We start from the raw sequence: 16284 nt of genomic DNA, 5'->3' as shown, positions 1-16284 counted from the left end.
TTATGGAAGCTTATTTCTTTATTGGTGTTGCTGGTGTTGGCATGAGTGCCATTGGCCAGTACTTGGTTGGCCGCGGTGTAGAAGTTCGCGGATCTGACCGTCAGTTTGGTGAATATCTTGCAGGCAACTGCGAAAAGCCTCGTGTGATGGAACAACTGGAAGAATGCGGTATCAAGTGCTTTGCCCAGGATGGTTCCGGTGTTTCCGCAGACTTGACCGCCGTTGTGGTCAGCACCGCCATCGAAGATTCCAATCCTGATTTGAAGCGTGCCAAGGAACTTGGTGTGAAGGTGATGCACCGCAGTGAAATGCTGGCCAAGATTTCCAAGGAAGCAAAGACCATTGCTGTGAGCGGTACTAGTGGAAAGTCCACTGTGACTGCTATGATTTACCACATTCTGCAGTACGCCGGTTTGAATCCGTCGGTGATGACGGGCGCAGGTCTTGTGAACCTCCAGAAGGAAGGCAAGATTGGTAACGCCGTCAGCGGTTCTGGCGAATGGCTGGTGGTTGAAGCTGACGAAAGCGATGGAACTTTGGTCCGTTACGAACCTGAAGTGGGCCTCATTTTGAACGTGGACAAGGACCATAAGGAAATGAGCGAGCTGCAGGAAATCTTTGGCAAGTTCCGCAGCAACATTTTGAACAACGGCAAGACTCTGATTGTGAATGACGCTCATCCGCTGGCAAAGCCTCTCAGCCAGGATCGTCATAACGACTTCGGTACTGAAAGCTATGTGGGCGTCCAGGGCATTGATTTCCGCACGGAAGGCCCCAGCATCATTTTCCGTTGCCGTCACAACAATGAACTGGTGAAGTTTACGGTGCCGCTGCCGGGCCGTCACAATATGGAAAACGCCTTGGCCGCAACGGCTGCTGCACTGCAGGCTGGTGTAAGTCTCCGCACTTGTGCCGATGCCCTCAGCTCTTTCCCGGGAGTGTTCCGCCGTCATCAGATTCTTGGCACCTTCAATGGCGTTACCCTGGTGGATGACTTTGCCCATAATCCAGCAAAGATTTCTGCAAGTATCCTGAGCGCCCAGAGTTTCACCAAGGGCCGCGTTCTGGCTTGGTTCCAGCCTCATGGATTTGGACCTACTCGCTTCTTGCGTAACGATCTGGTTGAATTCATCAACAAGGCTCTGCGCGGTTCCGACGCAGCCTCCGCAGACGGGGAACGTGCCGCCGACACAATGTACTTCAGCGAAATCTACTACGCTGGTGGAACGGTTACTCGTGACATTTCCGCAGGCGATCTGGCCAACGACCTGGTGGCCCTTGGCGCAGATGCTCGTTACATTGAAAAGCGTGATGAATGTGCCAAGGCTATGGTTGCCGACGCCAAGCCCGGTGATACCATCCTCCTGATGGGCGCCCGCGACCCCAGCCTGGAAAAGTTTGCCCAGAGCGTCCAGAAACTGCTGGAAAACGCATAGAAACTACTTGAAAATTTCAAGTAAAAAACTGAGAAACGTTCCTCTTTTTTTTGGGGGGGGCGTTTTTTTTTGCTTTGCACAAACGTTCTGCATTTTCTACAAGTCCAAAAGAAAAAGCCTCTTGAATCAAGAGGCTTTTCTTACAGGTTGCAGTTTTTTTTCTGCGGCCCATATTTCAAAGAGTTCGCTTGAACTACGCGTTCTCGTGTTTACTCATGCAGTGAAGGCTTCCGCCTTCTTCCAGAACGGTTCGGCTATCGATCGCAATAATCTTGCGGTCAGGATAGACGCTCTGGAAATACTTCATAGCGACTGCATCGTTAGGAGACTTGTATTTGGGGAAAATCAATGCTCCATTTGCATAAATGAAGTTCATATAGCTTGCTGGCATGATTTCGCCGGTGGGCAAGGTGCGCTGGGGCGGCATGGGGAGGGTGTCGACCTTGGCGGAATCACCGTAGTGCTTTTTGAGCCAGGCTTCCAACAGGTACTTGGCTTCGGCGAGGATAGGGGCATTGGGGGACTTGCCTTCGGCCCAGCACATGACCACGCGGTCTTTTTCTACGAAGCGGGCGACGTTGTCGATGTGGCCGTCGGTGTGGTCGCCGTGAAGGCCGTGGGGGAGGACCAGTAGATCGCGGAGTCCAAAGGCGCTGCAGAGGGCCTTTACAACCTTGGGCAGGTCCTTGTCGGCGTTGCGGTTCTTGCCGATAAGGCAATCCAGGGTGGTGATGCCCAGACCGTCGCCGTTCACTTCGATGGCGCCGCCTTCAAAGATGTAGGGAACGCTCTTGACCAGCTTGGTTCCGGTCTTTTCGGCGATGGCTGCGGGAATCTTGTTGTCGAGAGTCCAAGGGGGGAACTTGGCGCCCCAGGCGTTGAACAGGGTTTCTACGATGACTTTCTTTTTGCCCTTCTGCATGAAGAACGGACCGTAGTCACGGATCCAGATGTCGTTGTTCTTGATGACCATGACGTTGGCCGGGTGCTTGCAGGAGGCCAGGATACTTTTTTCTTCGTCAGAGAAGAACTTCTGACTGGGGACAATGACGTTGACCGGCTGGAAATCGGTAATGGTCTTGATCAGCTTGAAATAGAAGGCGCGGATTTTTACGCCGCGTTCGCCGTTCCAGTTCTTGGGATTGTGGGGGAAGGCGAGCCATGTGGCTGCCTGTTCTTCCCATTCAGCGGGATATCGAATAGATGTTGCCATAGATAATTCCAATTTTAGGTTTGAGCGATGAGGTCGGTCGGCGACGCCTCCCTAAACCTCAACGCACCGAAGGTGCGTCCTAGTCGCACCAGATTTTTAGGATGTCGCCGTACAGGTCTACTCGGCGGTCTCTGAAGTGCGGCCACCAGCGGCGATTGAATTCAGTTTCGCCCAGGTCGATTTCGACGATGGAGGCTCCCAGGAAATCGGTATCGCATTTCTTGATCAGGTAGCCATCGGGGGCTGCAACAAAGCTTGTTCCCCAGAAGGTCAGTTCGCCTTCGGTGCCGATGCGGTTTGCAGAAAGCACGAAGGTACGGTTGGCGATGGCGTGGCCGCGCATGACGGTGGTCCAGCTGTCCTGCTGACGGGGGTAAAGTTCTGCGGGTTCGGATTTCATCCAGCCGATTGCGGTGGGGTAGATCAGAAGGTCTGCGCCCTTCAGGCTCATGATGCGGGCGGCTTCGGGGAACCACTGGTCCCAGCAAATCAGCACGCCGATCTTGCCGGCGGAAGTCTGGATGGGTTCAAAGCCGGTGTCGCCGGGGATGAAGTAATACTTTTCGTAGAAGGCGGGATCGTCGGGAATGTGGCTCTTGCGATAAAGGCCGGCGATGCTTCCGTCGCGTTCAAAGACAAAGGCTGAATTGTGGTAGATGCCGCGGGCGCGCTTTTCGAAGAAGGGGAACACCACGACGGCGTTCAATTCGCGGGCGATGTTCTGCCATTCCTGAACAAGGACGTCATCTTTTTCGATGGCCATGTCGAAGAAGTCGGCGTTTTCTTCGAAGGGGAAGTAGGGCGTGTGGAACATTTCGGGGAGGATGATGATATCGACACCCTGGCCTTTGAGTTTGCGGGCTTCGGCCTTGTACCATTCGTTGTTGGACTTGGTATCACCAGTCCACTTTCCTTGCAGAGTTGCGGTTTTAATCTTTGTCATACCTACAAATTTATGAAAATTTGTCTATATTTCCCGCCGAATTTTTAAGAAAGGAAGAGAATATGAACTATTTTTCATCAAAAACATGGGGCGTAGCCGCCGTTGCGCTCTCTATGTTGGTTCTTTCGACGTCTGCAACTGCCGCAGAACGCTATAAGGATCGCCAGTTCAAGGTCAAGAAGACTACTGACGTTAGCTTCGCTACCAAGGTGCCGCACCTCAGCTCCTATCATACCATTACGGAATCCCTGCTGAAGTACAATCAGGCAGCTTCAATTCTGAAGCAGGACCCCACGACGGTCGCCTACTTCTACAACAACGAAAATGATACCGAAAAGCGCGACCTGAAGCTGGACCTTTATGAACCGAAGGATGACAAGGCCAAGGATCGTGCCCTGGTGATCGTGAGTCATGGTGGTGCCATGGTGGCCGGTGCCAAGGACGATTTCGAACAGAAGTCCGTGAACTATTGCGACTCCCTGGCTGCCCGCGGTTACGTGGCCGCTTCCATTGAATACCGCCTGGGCGTAACCTTGACCGGTAAGGATAAGCAGCTCAGCATCGATAGCGTTGACTTCGCCCGCGCCGTTTACCGTGGCGTTCAGGACGTTCGTGCCGCCGTTCGTTACTTCCGTGCCAACGCCGACAAGTACGGCATCAACCCCGAACGTATCTACCTCCTCGGAAATAGCGCCGGCGCAATCATCTCCCTGGAAGATGTTTATGCCCGTACCGAAGATGATTTCCCCTCTTATATCAAGAAGAAGGGCGCTCCTGACCTGGGTCTCCTGGATGATTACGGTTCTGAGGGAAATCCCTTTGCCAACGGTGTGGTTGCCCTGTGGGGTGCCGTTCACAACCTGAAGATGATTGGTGACAACAAGACTCCGGTGCTCCTGATTCACGGCACCAAGGATGAAACCGTTTACTTCAAGACGGGTCGCCCCCTGAGCAATGTGGCCAAGGTGCTGCAGAACCTGATTCCTTCTGAATTGGGTGCCACTGTGGCTTCTTATGCCTTGGATTTGCACGCTCCCACTCTGTATGGCAGCTATGTGATTGACTCCCTGCTGACCAAGAAGAAGATTGAACATGAAACTTACTTTGTCGAAGGTGTTGCCCACGAATTCTACGATGACGATCCCAAGTACGAAAAGGAAGTGCAGAAGAGAGCCTTCGAGTTCCTTTACAAGCTGACCCAGAGCGAACCTGTGGTGGGTATCGAACGCAAGCCCATTATGCTTGCCCAGGCTTCTGCAATCCGCATGGGCGCAGGCAACATGAACTTCAGCGTTTCTCGCGGCAAGGACCTGCAGTATGCAGTTGTGGACCTTCGCGGTCGTGCAGCCATGAGCGGCAATGTTTCTGCCGGTCAGATGGTTGACCTGAGCTCCCTGAATAGCGGCGTGTATGTGCTCCGCGTGCAGGGTGAACGCGCTATCCGCTTCGGCCTGGGCAAGTAATCGGCCTGAACAAAATCAGCCCGAGTAAGTAATTGCTGCGGGCTCCCTCGGGGCTGTAGACCTCGGAATGGCACAAAAAAACGGACTAAACTTTGCTTTGATGCAGGTTTAGTCCGTTTTGTTTTTATGGGTTTGATCCGCGAAAGAGTTCGTCTGACCTTTAATATTTATGTAGGGGAGTCAGGTTGATTACTGCAGGGTATCGCGGACGAAGGTGTCTTCGGGGGTGGCGTCAAAGACCTCGAACGCACCTGCGCCAATCACGGCGCCGTTCTTGTAGGCGATTTCTACGCGGTATTTGCCGGGGGGCGCGTTCTTCTTGCGAGAGAAACTGCGGAATCCGGTTTCGCGGCCACCGTTAATGACCATGCGGCCCGAAGAGATCTTGTCGGTCAGCTTGAACTTTTCGGTGGTGGGGTCTTCGTAGTACCAGCGGTATTCTATTTCGGCCTTGAGCTTGGCGGGGGCATAAACCGAGGCCAGGAAGTAGACTTCGTTGCCTTCTTGCTTATGGACGGTGGGGGTGCCCAGGCCGATCTTTTGCAGGAAGGTGGGTTCGTCCATGTCGCAGGTGTAGGTGGCCTTGTCAAAATTCTGGCAGGCCATGTGTTGCTTTAATACCAGGGGAACAGGCGGAACCCAGTTCATGAGGTAAGCAACCACCAGCAGGATGCTGATGAGGGCGGGTGCAATCAGGACGCCCTTGGAACGGCGGGAAATCTTCCAGATGGCGGTACAGATGCCGAAGGAAAGAAGTGTAGAGAGGAAGAACCATCCGAAACCGATGCGGTGAACCACATGGGGGATGGTGAAGTTCATGAACATGGTCCCCAGCAGGCAGAACAGCGCCAGGTTCAAGCCGAAACTTTCGTAATGCTTCTTGAGGAATTCGTTTCCGACCAGGAGAATTGCAAGTAAAATAACGAGGATGAAGGAGGCGATGGAACCGCTGCTCTTGAAATAGCAGACCACCAGGGCGCTGAACATGCCGCCGAAGAAGAACTGCAGGGCCCAAGTGAAACGGTCCTTCCAGACGGGACTCCATTCGCGGTCCAGGAAGTGGTGCTCTACGACGATGGCGTTCTGGGGGATGGCGGTACTTTCGTAGCCCACCTTGTCGGCCAGCTTTCCGGCGGCGTTTGCTGCGGCTCGGGCGGTAGCTCCTGCGGCGTTGGCGGCGGCATTTGCAGTTGCCTTGGCGGCAACTCCCGCGGCGTTTGCGGCTACACCTGCTGCATTTGCGGCCACTCCTGCTGCCATTTCGGCGGCCTTGCCCAGTTTGCCGGTGGGGGCGGCCTTGGCGGCAGTTGCGGGCTTGGGGGCTTCTGCCTTGATTTCGGCAGGGGGTTCAACCTTTGCTTCGGCCTTGCTGTCGGTTTTTGCCGTGCTTTTGGCGGCGGGCCTTACAGGCTGTGCGGCGGCAGCGGCTGCCAGGCGCTCCTTGGTCCATCCTTCAGGGTGTTCCAGGCGGGCAGACAGCAAAATGACCAGGATCAGGGCGCCGGTGTAGTAGGCCAGCAGAAACCACAGGTCCGAATCATCGATAGACATTCCCAGGGTAATGGAATCCCAGCCGAAACCGCCTAAAAAGGCAATTGCCGGGAAAAACTTCATGATTTTTTGAACGGAAGGCTTGTTGCGAACTTTATCTATAAATTCCATGGCCGAAAAAATACAAAATTGGCGGTGCCAAACCCTGACATTTAAAAAAATAGCTGTTGTAATATTGCTAAATTTTCGCCCGAAAAATTTGTCTTATAGTCCATACGGATTTAAAGGATCGTTATGAAACTCTCTAAGTACTTCTACGTCACGCTCCGCGAAACGCCCAGCGACGCTACCATGCCCAGCCACATCTTCCTGATGCGCGGCGGCTACATCAAGCCCGTTTCCACCGGTATCTATTCCATGATGCCCATGGGTTTCCGCGTGATCCAGAAGATCACCAACATTGTTCGCGAAGAAATGAACAAGATTGGCGGTATCGAAGTGGATCTGCCTGTGGTTCAGACCGCAGACCTGTGGAGCGAATCTGGCCGTTACCAGGCCATTGGCGAAGAACTTCTCCGCTTTAAGGATCGTAACAACCACAACATGGTGCTGGCCATGACCCACGAAGAAGCCATGACCGATATGGCTCGCTACGTGCTGAACAGCTATAAGCAGCTGCCTTTCATGCTGTACCAGTTCAAGACCAAGTACCGCGACGAAGCCCGTGCCCGCGGCGGTCTGATCCGCGTTCGCGAATTCCTCATGAAGGACGCCTACAGCTTCCATTCTTCCCAGGAAGACCTGGACAAGCACTACCAGGAAGAATATGACGCCTACCTCCGCATCTATCGCCGCGTAGGCATTGAACCGGTGGTGGTGCAGAGCGATACCGGCATTATGGGCGGTAAGGTTGCCCACGAGTTTATGCTGGACACTCCCAACGGCGAAGACTACCTGATCCTCTGTAAGAAGTGCGGCTACCAGGCTAACCGTGAAATTGCAAAGTTTACCCGCGAAACCTACAAGGGCGACGCTAACGCCATGCCCGAAAAGGTTGAAACTCCCCACTGCCCGTCTATTGAAGAACTGAGCGCATTCCTGAAGATCGATCCCAAGTCCACCGCCAAGTGTGTGTTCTTCGACTTCGAAGGCAAGCTCATTACCGTCATGGTTCCGGGCAACCTGGACGTTTCCGAAATCAAGCTCCACAACCTGCTGAAGGCCAAGGAACTTTACCCCGCAGACGACGCCCTGATCCGCCAGTGCGGCATGGTGCCGGGCTTTGCTAGCCCCATCGGCGCACACGACACCCGCATCATCGTTGACGAAGCTCTGGCTGACGCTTGCGATCTCGTTATGGGCGCAAACGAAGAAAACTACCACTTGCTGCACTGCACCCCGAAGCGCGACTTCCCGGCATTCGAAGTGGCCGACATCGCCGAAGCTCAGGGCGGCTGCAAGTGCCCCAGCTGCGGTGGCGAACTTTCTGAAACCCGCGGTATCGAACTGGGTAACATCTTCAAGCTGGGTACCAAGTTCTCTGAATCCATGGGTGCCAAGTATCTTACTGCCGAAAAGACCACCGCTCCCGCAATCATGGGCTGCTACGGTATCGGCATTGGCCGCTTGATGGCTTCTGTTGTTGAAAATAGCCACGATGACTTCGGCCCCATCTGGCCCAAGTCCATCGCTCCCTTCCAGGTGGAAATCGTTCCCATCGGCAAGGAACCGGAACTGGTCGAACTGGCTGAAAAGTTCGAAGCTGAACTGGAAGCTAATGGTATCGACGTTCTCGTGGATGACCGTGACGAACGTCCGGGCGTCAAGTTCAAGGATGCCGACCTGTGGGGCTCCCCGGTCCGTATCGCTATCGGCAAGAAGGGTCTTGCTAACGGCGAAGTGGAATGGAAGTTCCGCAACGAAAAGGAATTCACCATGGTCAAGGTTGAAGACGTTGTCGCCAAGGCCAAGGAATATTTTGCTGAATAATTAGGAGATTACAAAATGAACATGAAAAAGTTTGCTCTGGGTGCCGCAGCCCTCGCTCTGGTTGCCTGTAATGAACAGGCTGCCAAGAAGGTTGTTGCCATCGATGCCAATTCTACCGACGACCAGAAGTTCGCCTATATGCTTGGTGCTCAGTTTGGTGGTCAGAACGCTACCTTCATTCCTCGCCAGATGGGCGAAGAACTGTACATGGACGCTGTGGTCCAGGGCGTACGCGACATGGTGAAGGCTTCTAAGGATACCAGCTTCAAGCCGCAGATGACCGATGATTCCCTGCAGGCTGTGGGTGGCCGTTACACTGCTATCGCCCGTAACCGTGCCCAGGCAACCCGCCCGGATAGCGCAACCTTCGCTTCTTTCGAAGGCGACCAGCAGAAGATGCGTGCCTGGATGGATTCTGCAACCAACGCCCTGCCTGTTGTTGCAGCCCAGGCTTCTACCGGTGCTAACGTTACCATTAACGCACAGTCCAGCGACAATGCCAAGTTCTCTTACCTGATCGGTATGCAGTTCGGTAACCAGCTGAACGCTATTGGTGGCCAGTTCGATACTTCTCTTGATGAAGACTACTTCATTCTCGGTATCAAGGAAGCCGCCGCCAAGGTGAAGGACACGACCCTTACCCTCCAGCTGCCCCAGGATTCTCTGGCTGCAGTGGGCCAGCGCTACCAGCAGAAGGCTCAGGAACTCCGTCAGGCTGCCATGAAGAAGCAGCAGGAAGAACAGGAAAAGGTGAAGGCTGCCGTGGCTGAACTCCGTGGCGATACTCTCGCTAACGGCATGCCCAAGCTCATGAACTACAAGGTTCCTGTAACTGGTGTTACCGGTAAGTCTACCGACCTTTCTGACATCGCCGGCAAGTCTGCCCTGGTGTTCTACTTCTCTGCAACTTGCGGCCACTGCCAGCACGCTGCTCCCCAGATTCTCGACATCGCCAAGGAATTTGCTTCTACCGGCCTGACCACCCTGGCTGTTGCTAGCGGCGGAAACAACAAGGTTGGCATCCGTAAGTTCATGGACAACGCCAAGTGGGACGAAACCATTAACGTTGTGTGGGATGAAACCCGCGAATTCGGCGAACTCTATAGCGATGGCTACGTTCCCAAGGTCTACCTGGTGAACCCGGATGGTACCTACAAGCTGTACGGTTCCTTCGAAAGCGAAAAGGAAACTTTGAAGACCGAAATCGCTGCCTTGCTGAAGGGCACTCCGGTTGTCTGGACTGTCGAAGCTCCCAAGGCTGCCGAAGCTCCGGCTGAAGCTCCTGCCGCTCCTGCAGCACCTGCTCCCGCAGCTAAGTAGTTTAGAGTTTAAAGGTTAAAGATTAAAGGTTAAAGGATTTGGCTGATTCTAATGAGCTCGATTCTTTAACCTTTATCCTTTCCGCTTTATCCTTTCCGCTTTAATCTCGCTTTAACCCTTATCCTTTCTGCTATCCGCTTTATCCTAACCTATGATTATTGCTGAATACGACGTTGTTGTGATTGGTGGCGGTCATGCCGGTATCGAGGCCACGCATGCTGCCTGGAAACTTGGCGTAAAGACGGCCATGCTGACTATGGAAATTGATGCCATCGGTCGCATGAGTTGCAACCCGGCTGTGGGCGGTGTGGCCAAGGGCCAGATCGTTCGCGATATCGATGCCTTGGGTGGCCTGATGGGCTTGCTGACCGATAAGGCCGGTATTCAGTTCCGCATGTTGAACATGAGCAAGGGGCCTGCCGTTTGGGGACCCCGCGCCCAGTGCGACATGAAGTATTATAGCGAAGTGGCGAAGGAAGTGATTACGAACCTCCCGGGGCTGGATGTAATCGAAGGGGAACTGGCTGCCTTTGAACGTATGGCTGATGGCCGCCTGGAATTGACCTTGCTGGACGGCAAGCGTTACATTACCAAGTCTATCGTGGTGACGAGCGGAACCTTCCTGGCTTCTAAGATGTTTACCGGTCTGGATACCAGCATCGGTGGGCGAGTCGGGGAGCCTAGTTCCGACAAGCTTTCGGAATGCCTGGCCCGCGAAGGGGTGCAGCTCCGTCGCCTTAAGACGGGTACGCCTAGCCGCCTGGATCCGGATTCCATCGACTTTAACGAATGCGAAGTGCAGCGTGGTGACGATTCCCCGTGGCCCATGAGCGACCGCCACTTGGACAATGCCGTTCCCGGCCGCGATGCGAACTACTTCTGGGGCGACCCCAAGAACAGCTTTGTCCGCAACGATTGCGTCTGCTGGATTACCCGCACCAACATAAAGACTCACGATATTCTGCGTAGCGGCTTTAAGGATAGCCCCATGTTCAGTGGACGTATCCACGGCAAGGGCCCCCGCTATTGCCCCAGTATCGAAGACAAGATCAACCGCTTTGGCGACCGTGATGGCCACCAGCTGTTCCTGGAACCGGAACAGGCCGATATTGGTCGAGTGTATATCAACGGTTTCAGCTCCAGTCTGCCGGCGGATATTCAGCTCCAGGCCATTCATACCATTCCCGGTTTGACCCGCGCCAAGGTGCTGCAGATCGGTTATGCGGTTGAGTATGATTCCGTAGATGCGACCCAGCTTTACCCCACCTTTGAATGCAAGAAGGTGCCCGGCCTCTATTTTGCCGGCCAGGTTTGTGGCACCAGCGGTTACGAAGAGGCTGCTGGACAGGGTTTGATGGCTGGTATTAATGCTGCCCTTAAAGTTAAAGGCGAAGAACCTCTGATTCTGGGCCGCTCCGAAAGCTACCTGGGCGTCATGGTGGATGACCTGGTGAACGTTCTGCTGGACGAACCCTACCGTATGTTTACCAGCCGTGCCGAATACCGTCTGTTCCTCCGCAGCGATAACGCCGAAGCCCGCCTCAAGGAAAAGGCCCGCAAGATCGGCATGCTGTCGGAATCCGACTTTGCCGACTGGGTCCGCCGTCAGGAACTGATGGCTACTGTAAAGGAACGTCTTGCAACTACCAGCGCCCTCCCCGAAGAGGCAAACAGCATTCTGGCCGAAGGTGGTCAGGCCCTGGCAACGGAACGTACCCGCTGGATTAACGTTTTGCGCCGCCCCGGCATCGACCCTGAAGTGTTCTTCAAGGTGGCTACTCCCGATTTGAACATTTCCCGCCGCGACCAGTGGTATATGTATGCCGAAGAGATTTATGCCGGTTTCTTCGACCGTCAGGCCCGAGAAATCGACGACCAGAAGAAGATGGAGTCTGTAAAGCTGTCTCCGGACCTGGATTTCATGCAGATTTCGGCCATCAGTATCGAAAGTCGTCAGCGCCTGAACGCCCAGAAGCCCCTCACATTGGGCCAGGCAAGCCGAATTCCGGGGGTCCGACCGGCCGATATTACGGTTTTGGCCCACTGGTTGGAGAATCGCTACGCCTAAAGAGGGATTTTTTGCTTTACAATCTTTGCTAAAAATCAAAAAATTACTACATTTGGCCCGACAATTAACAATATTTTCAAGAGGTATATCATGGCAGAAGAAAAAGTCGAAGAAGTTAAGGTTGAAGCTGCAGAAGCTGCAGAAGTTAAGGTAGAAGCTAAGGAAGAAGTTAAGGCTGCCGATAAGAAGAAGGCTCCCCGTAAGGGTGGCAAGCGCCCGTTCAACAAGAAGGGTGGTAAGTTCGGTGGCAAGCCGGCCGCTCCTAAGGCTCCCAAGGTATTCAGCGACTCTCTTGAAGATCGTTTCCCGGCTCTCGCTGCAAAGCTGAAGAAGCAGATCGAAGATGGTATCAAGCAGAAGATCAAGGACGCTCAGAAGGACCCGAAGGTTGCTGAAGCTTCCAAGAAGTTCGCTGATAAGTAATTCTTCTGAATCTCAAAAAATCTTGAAAGTGCCCCTGTCCTCGGATGGGGGTATTTTTTCTATATATGGGTCATAAAATCTAAAAGGAGATAATTATGCGTAAACTGTTCGCTCTTCTCGCCGTTGGTTGCAGCCTTTGCTTTGTTGCTTGCAGCAGCGGTGGTGGCAAGTCCGTTACCCGTATCGACGAAAATTCCACTACTGACCTGTCTGGCAAGTGGAACGACACCGATTCCCGCCTGGTGGCTGACGAAATGATCTCTAGCTGCCTTTCTAGCGCAAAGATCGACCGTCTCATCAAGTCTATGGATCGTACTCCCACTGTCGTAATCGGCAAGGTCAAGAACAAGAGCCACGAACATATCAGTGTCGAAACCTTTACCAAGGACATGGAACGTGCCCTGCTGAACTCCGGTGCTGTTGACTTCGTTGCCAACTCCGACGAACGCGCAGAACTCCGCCAGGAAGTTATGGACCAGCGCGGCAACGCTACCGAAGAAACCGCCAAGGAACTGGGCATGGAACAGGGCGCCGACTGGATGCTCACCGGCACCATCAACACCATCGTCGACCAGGAAGGTGGCAAGTCCGTTATCTTCTACCAGGTTGATATGGAACTCACCGACCTCCAGTCTCACAAGAAGCTCTGGATTGGCGACAAGAAGATCAAGAAGTTCGTCTCCCAGGATTCTGTGAAGATGTAATTTGACCTTAGGAACCGAGAATTCACGATGATCAGTATTACCAAGCTTTTGATGGATTCCCCCAATTATGGGGACCAGTTGCGCTATACTCCCAAGGCTCACGAAGCCAAGAACGGAGTTTCTGAAGGCCGCGGCCCGGTGGTGGTTTGGAACTGCACCAAGACCTGCAACCTGAAGTGCGTACACTGCTATGCCCGTTCTGAAGCCATCAAGTATCAGAACGAACTGACCCACGAAGAAGGTCTGGCACTTATCGATCAGCTGGCTGAATTCAAGGTTCCTGTGATCTTGTTCAGCGGTGGCGAACCTCTGCTTCGCCCCGACTTTTTTGAACTGGCCAACTATGCGGCCAGCAAGGGCATTCGCCCTACAATTTCTACCAACGGTACATGCATCACTCCCGAAGTGGCCGAAAAGCTGAAGGCCATGGGGGTGGGCTATGTTGGTATTAGCCTTGATGGTAACGAGTCTACCCATGACAAGTTCCGCGGTAAAGAGGGTGCCTATAAGCTTGCCATCCGCGGCATTCGTAACTGTGTGGCTACCGGTCAGAAGGTGGGCCTCCGCTTTACCATTACCAAGGACAATTTCCGCGACCTGAATTCCATCTTCGATTTGATCGAAGCCGAAAACATCGATCGCGCCTGCTTCTACCACCTGGTCTATAGCGGCCGTGGCAGCGGCATTGTTGACCATGACCTGAGCCACGAAGAAAGCCGTGAAGTCATGGACTTGATTATCGACCGCGTTCTTGATTTTAAGAAGCGTGGTCTCAATAAGGAAATTCTGACTGTCGACAATCACGCCGACGCCGTGTATCTGTACCAGCGCATGAAGCGCGAAGATCCGGAACGCGCCAAGAAGATTCTGGAACTGATCCAGAGCAATGGCGGTAACCGTAGCGGTATGGCTTTCGGTAACATCGACAGTATCGGTAACGTTCATCCCGACCAGTTCACCCAGTACATTACCCTGGGCAATGTTCGCGAACGCAAGTTCGGCGATATCTGGACCGACGAATCCAATCCCATTATGGCGGGCCTCAAGAACCGTAAGCCGCTGCTTAAGGGTCGCTGCCCCAAGTGCGCCTTCCTGAACCTTTGCAACGGTAACTTCCGTACCCGCGCCGAAGCTGTTACAGGTGACTTCTGGGAAATGGACCCGGCCTGCTACCTGAACGACGACGAAGTGGTTATCTAGTCAACAGTGATTAGTGGTTAGTGATTAGGATTATAAACCTGTTTACTAACCACTGCTTACTAACCACTATATTATGACTGAATTAGAACAGCAAATCCTTGACATCATCCAGGACGGATTCCCCATTGTGGAACGTCCTTATGCTGCCTTGGCCGATATGCTGAATCGCGAAGCCGTGTTGCAGCATGCGGATGATGCTCAACATTTGCATACTACGGAACAGCTTGTATTTGATGTGGTTGAATCCCTTCGTTCATCTGGCGTTATCCGTCGACTTGGCGGTGTGTACGATACAAAACGAGTTGGTCTGGTAAGCCGCCTGTGTGCCGGCAAGGTTCCTAGCGTGGCGACTGGTGCCACTGACGATTCTGCCCTGGAACAGTTTGCTGCTGCGGTTATGGAAATTCCTGCCATTACCCACAATTACGTCAGGTCTCACCAGTATAATGTGTGGTTTACGGTCATTGCCGAAAGTGAATTGGCTTTGCAGGCTGTAATCGATAAACTTTGCGGGGAGACCGCTCTGCACGATGTTCATTCCATGCCGGCCCGCAAGATGTTCAAGATCAACACGGTCATGTCTCGGCGTTCCAGGACTTCGGCAAAGCAGGGCGAACCTTCGGCTAGCGCGATGAACTCGGTAAGTTCGGCGAATGCCTTGAACGTTTCGGCGTTGTCTGTTTCTGACCGAACCCGCATCCGGTTGCTGAGTGGAGATTTGCCTCATTCCCTGACTCCGTTTAACGAACTTTTCGCGGATGTCATTAGCGGGACGAAGTCTCTGGCGGATCTTTTACAGGATGCTTGTTCTGACCTGACGTCCAGGCGTATGCGCCGATTCGGGGCCGTACTTCGCCATCAGGATGCCGGCTTCCCGTGCAATGCCATGGTTTGTTTTGATGTGGCTGATGGGTCTGCTGCCGGTGCGGTTCTCGCGGCGAATCCTCATGTGTCCCATTGCTATGAACGCCCTCCGTTTGAGGGGTTCCCCTATAATGTTTATGCCATGTTCCATGCTTCTACAAACGAAGAACTTCTGCGTTTTGTGAACGAGGCTGTGGCGGCTCTTGGCAATCCTCAGTTTGCGGTACTGCATTCTGTACGCGAACTTAAGAAGACCAGCTATAAGTACTTCTAGATTCCTGCTTTCAGGAAGATGCCGATGCGATGACCCGTCTCGAAACCGAAGAGGGTGCCTTCGTGAATTTCGTAATTGAGACCTAGGCTAATGGGGAGGGCGCTGAACCTTCTGGAAAGGTCGAATCGCATCTTGTAACCATGGAAGTCGTCCTTCATTTTGCGGTAGGGCTTGTCCATGTGCAGGTTTTCGGATTCGTGGATTCGGTTCTGGTATAGGAACACCTGGTCAAAAATCCAGCCACTCTGTGTGCTTTCGTTCCACCAGAATTTCCATGCCAGAGATGCCTTGAAGCCGACTTCGTCACCTGGGGCGAAGTCGTTCTTTTCAAAAAATCTGTTGTACCTGAATGCGGTCCCCAAAATCAATCTTTGCGTAAACTTGAACGCGTAGAAGGGCTCTATGTTCAGACGGTGGAATCGGTTCCGCTGGGAACCTTCTCCTGGAGGGAATCGCCAGCCGACGTTCAGGCCGGCACCTTTCAGAATGTCGGCTTCTTCGTTGACGAAGGGCATGAACTTGGCGCCTACGTAGGTTTCGTTAAAACCGTTTACGTGAAGGTTGCAGTAATTGTGGATGTACCCCTTGGTCGAATATTCGTAGCTGAAGCTCAAGAAGCGGAAGGCTCCGTCAACATAAAGACTGGCCTTGCCACCGGTCATAGGAAGGGCGAACTCGGCAGAGACATTCATGTCGGCACTGTAGATGTCTTCGTCTAGATCGACGGCTCCTTCTACAGAGGCCCAGGTGCTTGGGGGTAAAATAGGGTGCAGGACTTCGGTTGCGTAGGCCATGGCGGCCGCGCCCAACAACATTAAAATGGAAGTCCCTCGCATCATGCTCCAAATATATCAAAGATTTAAACAAATGATGATTTATGTTGTATTTTTGAAATG

General features: G+C 53.3%; 13 protein-coding genes. 9 read left to right on the top strand and 4 right to left on the bottom strand.

Going from position 1 to position 16284, the window contains the following annotated elements; genetic code table 11:
- Nucleotides 1-2: 2 nt before the first annotated feature.
- Nucleotides 3-1436 (top strand): UDP-N-acetylmuramate--L-alanine ligase, encoded by a 1434-nt coding sequence (murC, locus tag B7992_RS04890; RefSeq protein ID WP_254917619.1) that lies wholly within the window; start codon nucleotides 3-5, stop codon nucleotides 1434-1436.
- 193 nt (nucleotides 1437-1629) lie between these two features.
- Here murC and B7992_RS04885 read toward each other — a convergent pair whose 3' ends face one another.
- Nucleotides 1630-2649 (bottom strand): agmatine deiminase family protein, encoded by a 1020-nt coding sequence (locus B7992_RS04885; protein WP_088665700.1) that lies wholly within the window; start codon nucleotides 2647-2649, stop codon nucleotides 1630-1632.
- 79 nt (nucleotides 2650-2728) lie between these two features.
- Nucleotides 2729-3592, bottom strand: a complete 864-nt coding sequence (locus B7992_RS04880) for a carbon-nitrogen hydrolase (RefSeq protein WP_073161616.1) — start codon at nucleotides 3590-3592, stop codon at nucleotides 2729-2731.
- 62 nt (nucleotides 3593-3654) lie between these two features.
- Here B7992_RS04880 and B7992_RS04875 point away from each other — a divergent pair, with 62 nt between their 5' ends.
- The gene (locus B7992_RS04875; protein ID WP_112131790.1) at nucleotides 3655-5055 is read left to right on the top strand and encodes a carboxylesterase family protein; all 1401 of its coding nucleotides are present in this window, start codon (nucleotides 3655-3657) and stop codon (nucleotides 5053-5055) included.
- A gap of 189 nt (nucleotides 5056-5244) precedes the next feature.
- On the opposite strand, the gene B7992_RS04870 is transcribed toward B7992_RS04875, so the two are convergent.
- Entirely contained in the window at nucleotides 5245-6717 is a 1473-nt protein-coding gene (locus tag B7992_RS04870) for a DUF2914 domain-containing protein (RefSeq protein WP_073284125.1), read from the bottom strand.
- A 123-nt stretch (nucleotides 6718-6840) separates the two neighbouring features.
- Between B7992_RS04870 and B7992_RS04865 the strand changes: the two genes are divergently transcribed.
- The 7 genes from B7992_RS04865 (at nucleotide 6841) to B7992_RS04835 (ending at nucleotide 15388) form a co-directional block, all read left to right on the top strand.
- Entirely contained in the window at nucleotides 6841-8535 is a 1695-nt protein-coding gene (locus tag B7992_RS04865; RefSeq protein ID WP_088665699.1) for a proline--tRNA ligase, read from the top strand.
- A gap of 15 nt (nucleotides 8536-8550) precedes the next feature.
- Nucleotides 8551-9855: an FKBP-type peptidyl-prolyl cis-trans isomerase N-terminal domain-containing protein gene (locus B7992_RS04860; RefSeq protein WP_088665698.1), complete on the top strand. Its 1305-nt coding sequence runs from the start codon at nucleotides 8551-8553 to the stop codon at nucleotides 9853-9855.
- A 151-nt stretch (nucleotides 9856-10006) separates the two neighbouring features.
- Entirely contained in the window at nucleotides 10007-11923 is a 1917-nt protein-coding gene (gene mnmG, locus B7992_RS04855; protein ID WP_073159409.1) for a tRNA uridine-5-carboxymethylaminomethyl(34) synthesis enzyme MnmG, read from the top strand.
- Nucleotides 11924-12013: 90 nt separating this feature from the next.
- A complete protein-coding gene (locus B7992_RS04850) occupies nucleotides 12014-12346 on the top strand; it encodes a hypothetical protein (protein ID WP_073159407.1) in 333 nt (110 codons plus the stop codon).
- 95 nt (nucleotides 12347-12441) lie between these two features.
- Nucleotides 12442-13050, top strand: coding sequence for a penicillin-binding protein activator LpoB (locus tag B7992_RS04845; protein WP_073159405.1), 609 nt, complete (start codon nucleotides 12442-12444; stop codon nucleotides 13048-13050).
- Between the two features lie 27 nt (nucleotides 13051-13077).
- On the top strand, nucleotides 13078-14250 hold the full coding sequence (gene nirJ1 / locus B7992_RS04840) for a putative heme d1 biosynthesis radical SAM protein NirJ1 (protein ID WP_073159403.1): 1173 nt from the start codon (nucleotides 13078-13080) through the stop codon (nucleotides 14248-14250).
- A gap of 73 nt (nucleotides 14251-14323) precedes the next feature.
- Nucleotides 14324-15388 (top strand): Lrp/AsnC family transcriptional regulator, encoded by a 1065-nt coding sequence (locus B7992_RS04835; RefSeq protein ID WP_088665697.1) that lies wholly within the window; start codon nucleotides 14324-14326, stop codon nucleotides 15386-15388.
- Here the strand turns inward: B7992_RS04835 and B7992_RS04830 are convergent.
- The gene (locus B7992_RS04830) at nucleotides 15385-16227 is read right to left on the bottom strand and encodes a hypothetical protein (RefSeq protein WP_158236637.1); all 843 of its coding nucleotides are present in this window, start codon (nucleotides 16225-16227) and stop codon (nucleotides 15385-15387) included. The genes B7992_RS04835 and B7992_RS04830 overlap by 4 nt on opposite strands.
- Nucleotides 16228-16284: the final 57 nt, after the last annotated feature.

It is taken from the genome of Fibrobacter sp. UWH1 (assembly GCF_002210365.1).
Taxonomy (GTDB): Bacteria; Fibrobacterota; Fibrobacteria; order Fibrobacterales; family Fibrobacteraceae; genus Fibrobacter.
Note: the sequence above shows the minus strand (reverse complement) of the source record. Positions and strands in the feature narration are given on the sequence as shown.